We start from the raw sequence: 13,910 nt of genomic DNA on the forward strand, positions 1-13,910 counted from the left end.
GATCCCGCGAATCCGACCCCATCAGGGGACGCTTGCCCACGGCCATCGGAAACTCCTTCGAGTGGTCTCACCCACCACATCCCTGACAGTCCCGCCATGGAGACCCTGTTAGACGGCGATGCCGTTGTCAGTCGCCTGGGCCCAGCGAGCGGGCGGCGCTGTCGAGCCGTTGGATGATCTCGTTAAGGAGCTGCTCGAACTCAGCTTCCTCGTCCAGCGTGCGGGGGTCGAGGACCCCAGTGTTCAGCAGCTGCTCGATCGCTTCGACGTGGACGAGCACGTCCCGGAAGGCGTCCGCAGCCCGCCGGGCCCGACGGATCGACTCGGAGGAGATCGGCGAAGGCCTGCCGTAATCGGCCCCACTCGGCGCCGCGACGGGCAGTGTCGCCGTTACTCGCTCGTGACTTCCCGCAAAATTCTGCAGAGCAGGAACGGGCACCTCCGACCCCCCGTCCCCGGTAGCGGCTCGGACCGCCCGGCCACCGGCGCAATCTGTCCCTGAATTCCTCGCGCGCGCAGGGCGGCGCTGCGGTCGGTGCCCGACGGGTGACCATCTGGGTGGTGAGCTCGTCGCAGGCCGACCCGTGGGCGATGACCGGCAGGAGCATCGACTGGGCAATAGCGTCCGATCCAGGTGCGGCCTCGGAGTCCTGTCCCGACTCCGACACGGCGCAGCAACCTGCTGGATAAGCGGACGCAAGGTCACGTGCGTGAGGTGGGCCAGGACTCAAGGATCTCGACGGCGTCGATGCTGGGTTCCTCACGCTGGCGCGGCACGAGCGGCCGTGCTGCCTCGCGCGTGTAGGTCGCGCCGTCGGACGTAACGAGAGACTGGCCGGCGCCCGGGTCGAGGTCCTCGACGATGTGCAAGGAGCTGAGGTGCTCCCCCGTGCCGAAGACGGTCTCACCGCGATGGCGGAGCTGGATCGACTGAGGGGCGGGCTCGCCGGGGGGCACGGCCCAGGTACCGGTGCAGCCGTCGAGTACGGGATCGGCGGAGCTGAGGTGGAAGCTGCCTGTGGCATCGAGGTGAAGACTCGCGTCGGACCCAATCCAGAGCCCCGGGAGCGCTGGCGGCAGGTCGCCGGTGGGTGCGGCCTGCCGCAGGGACCTGCGGCCGTGCAGGATCCAGGCGCCGAAGACGGTGGGCAGCGCCAGGTCGGTGAAGGCGTTGCCGCCGGAGAAGAGCAACATTGCCGGGTCATGGACGGGGTTCAACGGCTGGCCGGCGAACCAGAGCCACACGGCGACGGCCAGGAGCTGCAGTCCCGCACCCACGAGCAAGGGCAGCCGACCCTCGAAGAGGCGCGGGCTGAGGAGGACCGTCGCGACCAGGACCAGGAGTGAGGTTGCTGCTCCGATGCCCGTCGCCTGGAGCAGGTTCCACAGCGCTGCCGCGTCGGCGATTCCCGCCGCCGGGAGGTACTGGTTGAGGTCCCAGCTGAGTGCTGTGGGCCCCAGCTGGACCAGAAGCGCCCCGCACAGCGTCGCGCCGGACGCGCGACACCACCTCGCGACGGCGGGCGGCAGCAGGTGCTCGCGAGGCATGCGTCTCCCTGGGAATTCGGGGTGGGGGTCCTGTGGTCCAGCTCCCGTCCGGGCCTGGTGCGACACCGTAAACCCGTGCTGACCAGCGCAGTCAAGAGTTCCAGGCAGATTCAAATCTGACTGGCTGTGAGTGCCGCACCCGCTGGTTCGCCAGGGCGAAGCGGCTTGTCCGAGTTCGTGCCAGGCTGACCGCTGTTCCTAATCTCACCAAGCAGCTCTTGACCCCCATAGACGACTAAACCCTAAAAATCGGGCGAACCCTCCTGCTCGCCATCCACATCACCATCCTGGCTACCTCGCTCACCACCTCCGGGACCGAGCAATGACAGCTGCTCGGCCTTCGTGCCCGTACCGGGGGTCGCTGGTATGTCGGTTGGCAGCGCGGGGCCTCTTCGGGCCGCCGCCCGCGCTGCGGCGGACCGCGGCCACGTGAGCTCAGGCTTCGGCTGTGAGCGAGTGCAGGATCTTGGCGAGCCGGGTGGTGATCTGCTCATGGAGTTGGTCGAACTCGGCTTCCTCGTCCGGTCCGTTCGGGACGAGGCATGGCGAGCTCGCGAGCCGTTCGATGGCCTCGATGTGGCTGGCGATGTCCCGGCTGAGCCCGACCGCGGTCCTGGCCATGCCCACCTTCGGAGCCGTTACCGGCACTGCACCGAGTTCACCGCTCGACGGCTGGCTTTTCCTGCTGTTCCGCATCCTCGGCGACATCTTCCGCAGCCAGGACATGGGCGGCTTCGCGAAGGCGATGTGGATCCTGTTCGTGATCCTGGTGCCCTTCCTCGGCGTGCTGGTCTACGTCATCGTGCGCGGCCACTCCATGGGCCAACGCGACGTGGAGCAGGACCAGAAGCAGGAGCAGGCGCTCCGCGCCTACGTCCGCGACGCGGCCGCCACCGATCAGCAGAACGCCGGCGGCGGCTCGAGCGTCGACGAGCTGGCGCGGCTCGCGGAGCTACGTGACAAGGGTGCGTTGAACGAGGAGGAGTTCCAGCAGGCCAAGACCAAACTCCTGGCTGCATGACCGCCGGACCCACGCACCGAGCAGCCGGGGTGGCCGCTTCCGCGTGCTCCGCTCGCGCATCGGACGCACGATAGGAGAGACCCGGCACAGGGCCGGATCAACACCATCCTGCTCTGGCAGGTGAGACCCGTGGGAGGACCGCATGGACCTGTCGGACATGGGACCGGTGGAATATGCCGTGATCGCGTTTCCCGGCAACCGCTTCCGCGGTGAGATCGCCGCCGAACTGGCGAGGCTGACCAGCCAGGGCATCGTCCACGTCATCGACCTGACCTTCATCAAGCGGGACGCCGCCGGCACCCTGGAGATCCTCGAACTGGACGCGCTGGACACCCAGGAGGCGCAGCAGTTCGCCGAGATCGACGGGGAAGTCTCGGGCCTGCTGAGCCAGGAGGACCTGGAACTGGTCGCCGAGGAGATCCCGCCGAACAGCTCCGCGGCGATCGTGGTCTGGGAGGACCGCTGGGCGGCCAGCCTGGCCAGGGCGGTCCGCCGCGCTGACGGCATTCTCATCGCTCACGAGCGGATTCCCGCGAACATCCTCGAGCTGGGCGCGGCGGACATCGCCGCCTGAGCCACGTCCCCGCTGCCCGTCCGCTCACCCCTGCGGACGGCAGACATGCCAACCCCGGGAGCCTCACCATGATCGGACGTCCCGTCGCCCGCGCCGGCCGTCGCGGCCTCATCGGCACCGCCGCCCGCACCGCCGTCGTCGCGGGCACCGCGACTGCGGTCAGCGGCCGTGTCGCGGCCCGCCAGCAACAACGCGCCACCGGGCAGATGGCCGAGCAGCAGCCACCTGCAGCCCAACCGCCAGCGCCGGAACCCGCGCCCGCAGCCTCGACGGGTGATTCGATTGCCGACCAGTTGGAGCGGCTCGGGGCGCTGCAGACCCAGGGCCTGATCACCGCGGAGGAGTTCGCCGCAGCAAAGCAGCGCCTGCTCGGCCTCTGACCCAGCCGCGGGCGGCACCACGCACGATCAGCTCGTGCGTGGTGGCGTACCGCCGCAGCGCCAGGTCGCTTGCCCTCGTGCACGCGTCGGCAGGCCACGTGGCTGGACATCTCCTCGGAGGCGTACTGCAGCCGCAGCCGCCCACGCCATCGGATACCTCCAGGCTGTTCTCAACGTGTTCTCAACGCGCTCGACCTCGAATGACAGCCGCGACACCGGCCTCCCCAAGCCCATGAGCAAGTTCCGGACCTGGGCAATCGAAGGGCCGCGAAAGCAGGGGAGAGCGCGAGACGCGAAAGGGGGGTCACGGACCGACGAATGGCGCGGCGCGGGCCTCCGCGTTCACGCGGCCTGCGCGGCGACGCGCCTGGAGTGCACGGCGTCGACAAGCGCCTGGTGCTCGGGCTCGTCGTCTGTGGAAGCCACCTGGTGATGCCCCTTCCGGGCGGACGGCTACGACCGGAACGTCGCCGCCCATCACCAGGGTCTCGCGGCACACCGACACTCGCTCGCCGGTGGGTGCGGCACACCGACACTCGCTCGCCGGTGGGTGCGGCTCACCACCAGCGTGCGGCGGTTGACTGCGACGGCCGGGTGGCGGACGTAGGCGTCGAACTGGTTGGCGCAGCGGCGCCGCCACGCCGAGGCACAGCCCTCAGGCGCAGCCCCCGTTACCCTCTTCGTAGCCCCGCAACGGGGCTCCCAGCCTCCGGCCCGGCATGACTGTTCCGCCCTGTAGTTCGATGATCCGGGGGGTGGTGTCACGTCGGCTCGTGCGGTGACTCAGTAGCCGGTCCCTCCCTTGACCCGGGCCCGCTCGACGTCGCTGGTCGCACCCTTCTGGTCCAAGGTGGCACATGCGCGGGCGATGTCCTCGGTCAGGCGCTCGATCTGCTCGCGGCTCAGGGTTTCCTTGACGAGTGCACGCAGGATCTTCACCCGCTCGGCGTTCGGCGGAAGCGTGTACGCCGGCACCATCCAGCCGCGCTCGGCCGAGAGTTGCCAGGCAATGTCGGACTCGTCGTAGGCGTGCTGGCCGGTGAGGCGGAAGGCGACCAGGGGTAGCTGCTCGAGGTCGCTGCCGATCACTTCGAAGCGGCCGCTGCTCCGCAGGTTGTCCGCCAACGCGAGAGCGTTCGACTGCATCGTCTCCATGACGTAGGCGTAGCCCTGGCGACCCAGCCGTACGAAGTTGTAGTACTGCGCGAGCACCATCGAAGCGCCGGTGGAGAAGTTCAGTGTGAACGTCGCGTCGGTCTTGCCCAGGTAGTTCTCGTAGAACACAAGGTCCTTGGCCAGGTCGGACTCCTCGCGGAAGATCAGCCAGCCGATGCCGGGGTAGACGAGGCCGTACTTGTGACCCGAGACGTTGATCGATCGGACCTGCTCGAGCTGGAAGTCCCATTTCGAGTCCGGGTAGAGGAAGGGCCACACGAAGCCGCCGCTGGCGGCGTCGACGTGGATCGGGATGTCGAGGTCCCGTTCCTTGCGGAAGTCCCGCAGGAGCTTGTCGATCCCGACGACGTCGTCCTTGTGGCCGGTGAATGTGGTGCCGAGGACGGCGACGACGCCGATCGTGTTCTCGTCGAGGTGGGGCTCCACGTCCTCAGGGCCGATCGTGTACTTGTCTTCGGCAAGCGGCACGATCCGCGGCTCGACGTCGAAGTAGCGGCAGAACTTCTCCCACACGACGTGGACGTCGCCGCCGAAGACCAGGTTGGGCCGGTCGACCGACAGGTTGGCCGCCTTGCGGCGCTCCCGCCACTTCCACTTCAGCGACAGCGCGCCGAGCATGATCGCCTCGGACGAGCCCTGGGTCCGACATCCGGCGGTCTTGCCCGGTGCGTGGAAGAGATCGGCGAGCATCCGCACACAGCGCTGCTCGATCTCCGCGGAGATGGGGTACTCCGCGTGATCGATGAAGTTCCGGTGGAGGTTTTCGGCGATGATCCGCTGCGCCTCCGGCTCCATCCACGTGGTGACGAAGGTGGCGAGGTTGCGCTGCGGGTCGCCCTCCATGACAAGGTCCTCGTCCAGCAGCCGCATGGCGTCCGTCGCGGTCATGCCCTCCTCGGGAAAGGTCGTCGAGGGAGCTGGCATGGTCAGAAAGCGGTTGCCAAACAGGGCTCCGGCGTCACTCTTGCTCATGTCGGGGACTCAACCACTTTCGGTCCGGGAGCCATGCCCAGGACTCGTGAGCCGGACTCGAAAACACCCGAACGGCCCAGTGCGGCGCGTTGCAGGCCTCGCTGGAACCGGTGTTGCTGGAGAGCCTGTCGAAGGAGCACGGACGGTTGCTCGGGCTGGCCACGTTCGTCCGCTCCGACCGCCCGGACGCCTTCGCGACGGCGGACCTGGACCTGGCGACGGCGCTCGCGGGGCGTGCAGCACTGAGCCTGGAGAAGGCGCTCGCCTTCATGGATGGGCATACGCGACGTGGCAATGAGCTTGCAGCGGCACCTGCTGCCCCGGGTTGCGCCGCGGCTCTCCGGCGTCGACTGCGCGCACGCCCACCACCATGGCGCCGAGGCGGCCGACTGGTTCGACGTCATCCCCCTGTCCGGGGCCCGAGAGCCTCGGAGACGCTCCGGGCGGCAGGCCGCGGGGTCGCCGGAGCCGGGAACCGATCCCCAGCTGCGGACCGTCCGCTCTCGGCTGTGACCTGCAGGATCGGTCTTGGGCAAGCGGGGTCGGCCGGATGGCCCCATGATGGAATCGCCACGTTCTGCAGCCCCGCACTCGAGAGGTCCCGGCCATTCGGACCGTTGCCTCCCACGGAGGACAAGGGAGGCGGTGGCCACGTCGTCATCCGCGCCGCAACCACCGTGGCCCCTGCCCCGGCGGCGGAATCCGCTGAGGCGCCGCAGCGACACCCTGCGAGGGTGGTTGCCGGCGCTCCTGGCCCTGGGCCTGGTCGCCGCCGCCGCTCTGTGCGTCTTGTTGGGCTTGCTCACCTACGTCGTCGATCGCGCCTCCGCCATGCGGCAGGCAGAGAATCTGCACGAGGTCCCCGCGGTGACCGTCGTACAACCCTTCGCGGCCGGCGTCGGCGTGAGGATCGCGACGGTCGACTGGATCGACGCCGGCGGCCGGCATGCAGCACAGGCGAGGGTCTCGGCCTCGACAGGGCTGGGCGACCATGTGGTCATCTGGGTCGATCGGAACGACGTCCCGCAGACCCCTCCCACCGGGGCCGCCCAGAGCGCCGGCACTGCCGTGGCGTACGCGGTGGCGTCGTTCGCCGGGGCCGCCACGCTCCTGGTCGGCGGACACGCCTGGGCCCGGTACGCACTGAACAAGCGAGTGGAGCGGTCCTGGGAAGAGGAGTGGACTCTTGTCGAGCCGGAGTGGAGCCGCTGGGGCCGTCGGGGCTGAGCTGGTACCAGGCCGCCCGCGGCAGCCCGTCATGCCGCCCCGTGGTCGCGCAGGTCCGCTTGGCGTCCGTGTGAGTCGCGGCGGCCGACCCGCCGCCAGACGGCCTGCTGGGCCTTGAGTGTGAGTGTGCCGACCGCGATCAGCACGACGATGTTGACGAGCAGTTGGATCAACGATCCACGGGCCTCGCTCCAGCTCCCGAACGCGGTGGAGACTCCGATGTCCGCGGCCGCCGGGATGGTGGTGACGGGGATGAAGACTCCGAGCAGTGCGCTCCGCACCTCGTGGCCCGATCTGCTTTCGACCATCCGTCATGTCCTCACGACGACCGGACGGCCACCGCATCAGGACGCCGGGGTGTCCGGGAGAACGGGGCCGCCTTCGACGTCCGCGTCCGTCTGAGCTTCGAGCAGACCGCGCGTGTCGAGGCGGTAGAGCAGGAACAACGCCGGCCCGACCAGCACGATCGCGATCGCGGTGACCAGGATCAGCCACTGCAACGTCCTGGTCGCGCCGGCCGCCTGCTGCACGGTGAGGGAGGTCGGCACCAGGTAGGGGCGCTGCGCCGTGCCCCAGGCGGCGATGACCAGGGCCACGGCGGCGACCGAGCTGAACCGGGCCCATCCCGCCCGCCCGACGACCAGCCACGCGGTGGCCACGGCGGCCGCCAGCGAGAGAAGCACCAGGAGGAGTCCGAGTCCGTGGGTGAGCCCGTGGTAGACGTACGAGGTGTGCTTGTGGGTGGTGGCGAGGCCGATCAGGGCCAGGACACCCACGACCACCAGGGCGCACCAGGCCCGCAGCCGGAAGTAGATCTCGAGGTCCCGGGCGTCGAAACGGCGGGCGTCCGCAGTGAGGAAGACCGCTCCCAGGAAGGCCGTGGCCGCGACCGCGAGCAGGCCGGCGATGACGGAGGTCGTGTTGGCCCAGACCTCGGCCGAAGCCGTGACGCCGGGGGCGGCACGGCCGGACGCCACGCCGCCGATCGCGGCTCCGAGGAAGAACGGGGTCAGCAGGGAGGAGACCGCGAAGACGGCACCGTAGATCCGGCGTCGGGCCAGCCGGCGGGTGGGCTTGCGCAGGGCGAATCCCGCGCCGCGCAGCACCAGGCCGACGGCGGCCAGGGCGAGCGGCAGCCACATCGCGCTGAACACGGCCTCGAAGAAGACGGGGAAGCCAGTCCACATGAGGATGAACACGAAGATCAGCCAGACGTTGTTGACCTCCCAGACCGGCTCCATGGCGTGGTCGATCAGCCAGCGCGGACGTTCTCCCCGCTCGGTGCCGCCAGCGACCAGGTCCCAGAATCCCGCGCCGTAGTCGACCCCGCCGCCGCAGGCATAGGCGGCGACAGCCAGGAGCAGGATCCACGCCACGACACCGGCGGTCATTCGGTGCCCCCCTTTGCCTGTCCGGTTCCGTGGTCGGGTGGCGGCGCCGAGGACCCCGGGGCGACGGCGGCCGGTTCCGGCCGGGGCCCGTAGGGCGTGTCGGTCTCCGGGCCCTCGTCCGCCGGGCGGGCCGGCCCCAGGTCGGCGCGGCGCCAGCGTCGGCTCATCATCCGGAGCACTCCCACGAAGGCACCGCCCAGGAGCAGGTAGACCACGACGATGATGCCGAACATGGTCCACAGCGAGCTCGCCTTGGTGGGTGTCACCGCGTCGGAGACCCGCATGTACTGGTAGACGATCCAGGGCTGGCGGCCCACCTCGGTGGTGATCCAGCCGCACTCCACGGTGATCCAGCTGGCGACGCCGGCCAGGGCGGCGCAGCGGAAGAACCACCGCGTCCTGGGCAGGTCCCGGCGCCGCCACCAGTACGCGGCGTACCACAGGGCGAGCGGGATCAGCACGCTGCCGATCAGCGCCATGATGTCGAAGGTCCAGTGCACCAGGGTCGCTTCCGCCGCGGTGGGCCGGTCGGCGGCCGGGACCGACGTCAGGCCGGTGACCTGTGTTTTCGCGCTGAATCCGGCGAGGAAGGAGTCCAGGTCGGGGATCTTCAGGCCGCCTTTGACGCCTCCGTCGGACTGCAGCCGGCCGAAGAGGTACTCGGGGACGTGCGTGCCGGTGTTCCAAACGATCTCGGCGGCGGCGAACTTCTCCGGCTGCTTGTGGTAGATCTGCCGGGCGATGTTGTCGCCGAGGAAGAACTGCACCGGGGTGAGGATCGCGGCGACGGTGAACGGGACGCAGAAGCCGAGTTTGTGGTAGCGGTCGCGGCGTCCACGGAGCCAGCCCACCGCGTAGACGCCAGCCACGACGTAACCCGCCGTCAGGAACATGGCGGCCACGAAGTGCCAGTACTCGGGGCCGAACATCGGGGTGAAGATCGCCTGCTGTACGGTCACGTTCATCGGCTTGCCGCTGGAGTCCAGGGTGAAGCCCTGGGGGGTGTTCATCCAGGAGTTGGCGCCGATGATGCCGAAGGCGCCCATCAGCGCGGCGAACGGCAGCGGCATGGCGAGCCAGAAGTGCGTCCACGGCTTGAGGCGGCGCCAGCCGTAGAGGTAGATCGCGATGAGCACGGCCTCCAGGAAGAACGCCCACGCCTCGACTCCGAAGCCGAGGCCGAAGACGCCTCCCCAGGTGCCCATCATCTTGGGCCACAGCAGCCCGAACTCGAACGTCAGGACCGTGCCGGTGATGATGCCGACGGCGAACTGGACGGCCATCACGGCCGACCAGCGCCGCGCGAGCAGCAGGGCGACGGGGTCGTTCCTGCGCAGGGCCCGGTGGTGCATGACCAGGGTGATGAACGGCAGTGCCACGCCGAAGGGCACGAGGAGGATGTGGTAACCCAGAGTGAAGGCCATCATCTGGCGGGCGGGTGCCTCCTGCGCGGGGCCGCTCGCCAGCAGAGCCGTGAGGGTGTTCATGCGGGCCTCGGTGGATCGTGCCGGATGATCGTGGGATCTGCCGGGGGGCCGGGCAGGGACGCCGGGTCCGCCAACGCAGCCTGCGGTCGAGGCGAGGTGAAGGCGCGTTCGCGCCGGGAGCCGGAGGCGAAGACCACCGCCCAGCTGATCAGCGCCCCGAGCCGGCTACGGAAGCCGGTGAGGAAGACGATGTGGATGAACAGCCAGATGAACCAGCCCGGCAGCCCGGACGCGTGGAACCTGCCCATCTTGACGACGGCACGGCCACGGGAGATGTAGGCCGCGCTGCCCAGATCCAGGTAGCGGAACGGACGCGCCTTCCGGGTCCGGCCCTCAACGGCGTGGCGGATCCGGCGGCCCGCGTAGGCGCCGCTCTGCATCGCGACCTCGGCCAGGCCCGGCAGCTTGTTCAGGCTCATGAGATCGCCGACGACCCGGATCTCTGGATGGCCGACGAGGGTGAGGTCCGGTTCGACCATGATCCGCCCGGCCCGGTCCTGCTCGGCTCCGGTCGCCCGGGCCAGCGCCGCGGCCAGGGGCGGGGCTTCGACCCCAGCGGTCCACAGCACGGTGCGGGCTTTGAAGCGTTCCGAGCCGCCGTCGTGCCGACGGACCGTCAGTCCCCGCTCGTCCACGTCGGTGGCGATCGAGCCGAGCCGGATCTCGACGCCGAGCTTGCGCAGCGTTCGGGCCGCGCGACGGGCCAGGACCGGACCGAACGCGCCCAGGACCGCGTCCGATCCCTCGAAGAGCAGCACCCTCGCCTGGCTCGGGTCGATGCTGGAGAACTCCCGGTCGAGGGTACGGCTCGCGATCTCCCGGATCTGCCCGGCCAGCTCGACCCCGGTCGGGCCCGCGCCCACCAGGGCGAAGGTGAGCCAGGCGTCACGTTCCTGCGGGTCCTCGGCCGACTCCGCCATCTCGAATGCACGGTAGATCCTGCGCCGCAGGCCGAGAGCGTCGTCCAGGGTCTTCATGCCCGGGGCGTGCTCGGCGAAGTCGTCGTGCCCGAAGTACGACTGCTTCACGCCGATGCCCACGATCAGGTCGTCGTAGGGAAGCGTGAGGCTGCTGCCGTCCGGGCGCACGGCGTGGACGACCCGCCCGTTCACGTCCAGGTCCGTCGCCGTCGCGAGCAGGCAGCGCACGCTCTCGTGACGGCGCAGGACAGCGCGCAGCGGCTGCGCGATCTGACCGCTGGACAGAATCCCCGAGGCGCACTGGTAGAGCAACGGCTGGAACAGGTGGTGCGCGCAGCGGTCCACCAGCGTCACCGCGACGGGTGCCCGCCGCAGGGCCCGGACGGCGAACAGTCCGGCGAAACCGCCGCCGAGGATGACCACGCGGCGTGGAGTGACGTGATCCTCCACCGGGGGTCAGCCTCCGGTGGCGAAGCCGGGGAAGAGGGTCATCCCGCCGTCGACGTAGAGCGTCGTGCCCACGACGTAGTCCATCAGATCCGACGCGAGCACGGTCACCGCGTCGGCGATGTCCTCCGGGTCGCCGACCCGGCGGTACGGGATCAGCTTCAGGAGCTCCTGCTCGGCCTCGGGCGTGTCCCAGGCGCTGCGGTTGATGGGGGTACGGATGGCTCCCGGTGCGACAGCGTTGACCCGGATCCCGTGCGGGCCGAGCTCCTGTGCCAGGGTCTGCATCAGCATCAGCACCCCGCCCTTGGAGGCGGCGTAGTTCGCATGGCCGGACCAGGGAATGATCTGGTGCACCGAGCTCATGCAGACGATCTTCCCCGCGGAGCGCGACACCTCCGGAACGACACCCCGGCGCAGGAACTCCTTCGCGGCTTCCCTGGCGCACAGGAACTGCCCGGTGAGGTTGACGTCGAGAACCTTGTGCCACTGCTCGACGGTCATGTCCGTCAGGGCGGCATCCCGCTGTAGGCCGGCGTTGGCCACCAGCACGTCGATCGTGCCGAACTCCTCCATCATGCGGGCGAACATGCCGACGACCTGGCCCTCGTCCGACACGTCCGCCTCGTGCGCGAAAGCCCGCACGCCGAAGCTCTGGATCTGGCTCACCACGTCCTCGGCGGCCTCCTTGCCGAAGACGTAGTTGACGACCACGTCCGCCCCCGCGCGACCCAGCCCGATCGCGGTCGCCAGGCCGATGCCGGAGTTCGCTCCGGTCACCAGGGCCTTCTGCCCGCGCAGCAGCGGCAGCGCCGCCGGCTGCCGTTCGCCGTCCGCCGGTGAAGTCACTGACGTCTCCCAACTTTGGTGTGTCCGAGCACAAGGGCCGACCGGTCTGCCGTTGCGACACAACCACCTTGAGCAGCCGGCCACGCGCAGGCACTCGCTTCGTTGGGCCGTCGGAGGTACCGCCGTCCACCCGATGGCGCAGCGGGGAGTATCACGCCCGCCGCGACCGCCCTCACGTCGGTGACACGACGACGTTCTCGACCTGCTCCCCCGCCAGATAGCGCTGTACCTGGGCGCGGATGAGCCGGTGCGCCCGCGGCAGGAACGCGGAGGTGTTGCCGCCCGTATGAGGACTGATCAGGGTACGGGGGGCATGCCACAGCGGATGCCCGGCCGGCAGCGGCTCCGGATCCGTCACGTCGAGGGCCGCGCTCAGCCGTCCCCGCCGCAACTGCGCCAGCAGTGCGGCGGTGTCGACGACGGCCCCCCGCGCCACGTTGACCAGCAGGGCGTCATCCCGCATCGCGGCGAGGAAGCCGGCATCGACTAGACGACGGGTCTCGTCGGTGAGCGGGAGAGTCAGGACCACGACGTCGCACCTGGGGAGAAGGTCCGGCAACTGCGCCAAGGCATGCACCGGTCCCCGGGCCGCCACCCTGGCCGATCGGGCCACCCGCAGCACCTCGCACTCGAAGCCCGCGAGCCGGTCCTCGACGGCCTCGCCGATCGAACCGTAACCGAGAACGAGGACGGTCCGGTCGGCGAGCGAGGGGAAGGAACCGCTCTGCCACGACTCGGCGTTCTGCGCCCGCACGAATCCGGCGATGCCGCGCAGCGCCGACAGGATGAGCGTCACCGCGAGCTCCGCTGTGCTCGTGTCATGGACGCCGCTGGCGTTGCAGAGGGAGACACCCGGAGGCACGAACGCCAGGAGGTCCTCCACCCCGGCCGACAGGCTCTGCAGGACCCGAAGCCGGGGCATGCGCCCGAACAACGGCGTGGACTCGGAGGCGAAGCCGTAGGGGATGACGAAGAACTCCACCCCGTCGAGCACGCCCTGCGGCGGCGGTTCGCCACGGCCGTTCCAGAGCGCCACCGGCACCAACGGCAGGAAGCCGATCTCGGTGGGCGCATAGGGAAGCAGCATCCGAGCCGGAGACCGGCCCGGCGGGTCCGCAGGGCTCATGGAACGAATCCCAGCACCGATCGCCGGCTCGGGCATCTCGGCCGACAGGGACACGGGACACGGACCGGACCCATTCGGGTCATTTGCGCGGGTACCGCGGCGCGGCAACGCTCGGCACGGCGCCTCCACGCGCGCAGGATCAGCAGGAGTGGTCGCAGGGACCACGCGAGACCCAGGAGAGGCTTCGTGGGCACATCCGGGACAGCGCCGACGATCGTGGTCGTCATGGGCGTCTCCGCATCGGGCAAGACCACCTTCGGTCGGCTGCTGGCGCAGCGCCTCGGAGTGCCCTTCCTCGAGGGCGACGACTTTCACTCGGCGGAGAACCGCGCCAAGATGACGGCGGGGCACCCGCTCGACGACGCGGATCGCGTGCCCTGGCTGGAGGCCCTGGCCGACTGGATCCGCGAGACACGGCGCGAGCACCGGGGTGGCGTGCTGGCGTGCTCAGCGCTCAAGGTCGAGTACCGGGATCTGCTGCTCGCGGCCAGTCCCGGCGTCTGGTTCCTGCACCTCGCCCTGGACCGGGAGGTCGCCCGTGAACGGATCTCCCGCCGGGCCGGACACTTCATGGCGCCGGAGTTGCTGGACTCCCAGTACGACACGCTCCAGCCCCTACGCGCGGGCGAGCCCGGCCTGACGATCGACGCCGCTGCGGACACCGCTGCCAACCTCGACCTGGTGCAGAGCGCCGTCACCCGGTTCGAAGGCGCGCACCATCGGACGCCGGACTCCGGCGATCTCTGACCGAGCGCGGTGGCGCGCGACCGTGGGGCTCCGTGTTCGACGGCG

14 protein-coding genes and 1 pseudogene are annotated in these 13,910 nt (G+C 69.8%); 5 read left to right on the top strand and 10 right to left on the bottom strand.

What is annotated here, in order from left to right; translation table 11 throughout:
• Positions 1-127 precede the first annotated feature (127 nt).
• The 3 genes from ABIA32_RS32570 to ABIA32_RS32580 form a co-directional block, all read right to left on the bottom strand.
• Complete coding sequence (locus ABIA32_RS32570; protein WP_370103335.1) at positions 128-280, bottom strand: hypothetical protein; 153 nt, start codon at positions 278-280, stop codon at positions 128-130.
• Positions 281-702: 422 nt separating this feature from the next.
• Positions 703-1,548, bottom strand: coding sequence for a hypothetical protein (locus tag ABIA32_RS32575; protein ID WP_370103337.1), 846 nt, complete (start codon positions 1,546-1,548; stop codon positions 703-705).
• Positions 1,549-1,983: 435 nt separating this feature from the next.
• Positions 1,984-2,169, bottom strand: a complete 186-nt coding sequence (locus ABIA32_RS32580; RefSeq protein ID WP_370103339.1) for a hypothetical protein — start codon at positions 2,167-2,169, stop codon at positions 1,984-1,986.
• Between ABIA32_RS32580 and ABIA32_RS32585 the strand changes: the two genes are divergently transcribed.
• The 3 genes from ABIA32_RS32585 to ABIA32_RS32595 all read left to right on the top strand — a co-directional run bounded on the left by ABIA32_RS32585 (position 2,168) and on the right by ABIA32_RS32595 (position 3,523).
• The gene (locus tag ABIA32_RS32585) at positions 2,168-2,569 is read left to right on the top strand and encodes an SHOCT domain-containing protein (protein WP_370103341.1); all 402 of its coding nucleotides are present in this window, start codon (positions 2,168-2,170) and stop codon (positions 2,567-2,569) included. The genes ABIA32_RS32580 and ABIA32_RS32585 overlap by 2 nt on opposite strands.
• 142 nt (positions 2,570-2,711) lie before the next feature.
• A complete protein-coding gene (locus ABIA32_RS32590; RefSeq protein WP_370103343.1) occupies positions 2,712-3,143 on the top strand; it encodes a DUF6325 family protein in 432 nt (143 codons plus the stop codon).
• A 68-nt stretch (positions 3,144-3,211) separates the two neighbouring features.
• The gene (locus tag ABIA32_RS32595) at positions 3,212-3,523 is read left to right on the top strand and encodes an SHOCT domain-containing protein (protein WP_370103345.1); all 312 of its coding nucleotides are present in this window, start codon (positions 3,212-3,214) and stop codon (positions 3,521-3,523) included.
• Between the two features lie 783 nt (positions 3,524-4,306).
• On the opposite strand, the gene ABIA32_RS32600 is transcribed toward ABIA32_RS32595, so the two are convergent.
• A complete protein-coding gene (locus tag ABIA32_RS32600; protein ID WP_370103347.1) occupies positions 4,307-5,671 on the bottom strand; it encodes a glutamate decarboxylase in 1,365 nt (454 codons plus the stop codon).
• A gap of 738 nt (positions 5,672-6,409) precedes the next feature.
• Between ABIA32_RS32600 and ABIA32_RS32605 the strand changes: the two genes are divergently transcribed.
• The gene (locus tag ABIA32_RS32605) at positions 6,410-6,898 is read left to right on the top strand and encodes a hypothetical protein (protein WP_370103349.1); all 489 of its coding nucleotides are present in this window, start codon (positions 6,410-6,412) and stop codon (positions 6,896-6,898) included.
• A gap of 29 nt (positions 6,899-6,927) precedes the next feature.
• On the opposite strand, the pseudogene ABIA32_RS32610 reads toward ABIA32_RS32605, so the two are convergent.
• The 6 genes and pseudogenes from ABIA32_RS32610 to ABIA32_RS32635 form a co-directional block, all read right to left on the bottom strand.
• Positions 6,928-7,173 (bottom strand): annotated as a pseudogene (locus ABIA32_RS32610) (DUF389 domain-containing protein); the annotation flags it as partial.
• Positions 7,174-7,242: 69 nt separating this feature from the next.
• Complete coding sequence (locus ABIA32_RS32615) at positions 7,243-8,289, bottom strand: cytochrome d ubiquinol oxidase subunit II (protein ID WP_370103351.1); 1,047 nt, start codon at positions 8,287-8,289, stop codon at positions 7,243-7,245.
• Complete coding sequence (locus ABIA32_RS32620) at positions 8,286-9,776, bottom strand: cytochrome ubiquinol oxidase subunit I (protein ID WP_370103353.1); 1,491 nt, start codon at positions 9,774-9,776, stop codon at positions 8,286-8,288. Before ABIA32_RS32620 ends, ABIA32_RS32615 begins: the two co-directional genes overlap by 4 nt.
• Positions 9,773-11,146: an NAD(P)/FAD-dependent oxidoreductase gene (locus ABIA32_RS32625; RefSeq protein WP_370103355.1), complete on the bottom strand. Its 1,374-nt coding sequence runs from the start codon at positions 11,144-11,146 to the stop codon at positions 9,773-9,775. Before ABIA32_RS32625 ends, ABIA32_RS32620 begins: the two co-directional genes overlap by 4 nt.
• 6 nt (positions 11,147-11,152) lie before the next feature.
• Positions 11,153-11,992 (bottom strand): SDR family oxidoreductase, encoded by an 840-nt coding sequence (locus ABIA32_RS32630; protein WP_370103357.1) that lies wholly within the window; start codon positions 11,990-11,992, stop codon positions 11,153-11,155.
• A 172-nt stretch (positions 11,993-12,164) separates the two neighbouring features.
• Positions 12,165-13,118 carry a 2-hydroxyacid dehydrogenase gene (locus tag ABIA32_RS32635; RefSeq protein WP_370103358.1) on the bottom strand — a complete coding sequence of 318 codons (954 nt, stop codon included), beginning with the start codon at positions 13,116-13,118 and terminating at the stop codon, positions 12,165-12,167.
• Positions 13,119-13,304: 186 nt separating this feature from the next.
• Between ABIA32_RS32635 and ABIA32_RS32640 the strand changes: the two genes are divergently transcribed.
• Positions 13,305-13,865: a gluconokinase gene (locus ABIA32_RS32640; protein ID WP_370103359.1), complete on the top strand. Its 561-nt coding sequence runs from the start codon at positions 13,305-13,307 to the stop codon at positions 13,863-13,865.
• The last annotated feature ends 45 nt before the right edge of the window (positions 13,866-13,910 follow it).

This window comes from Streptacidiphilus sp. MAP12-20, from assembly GCF_041262525.1.
Classification (GTDB): domain Bacteria; phylum Actinomycetota; class Actinomycetes; order Streptomycetales; family Streptomycetaceae; genus Streptacidiphilus.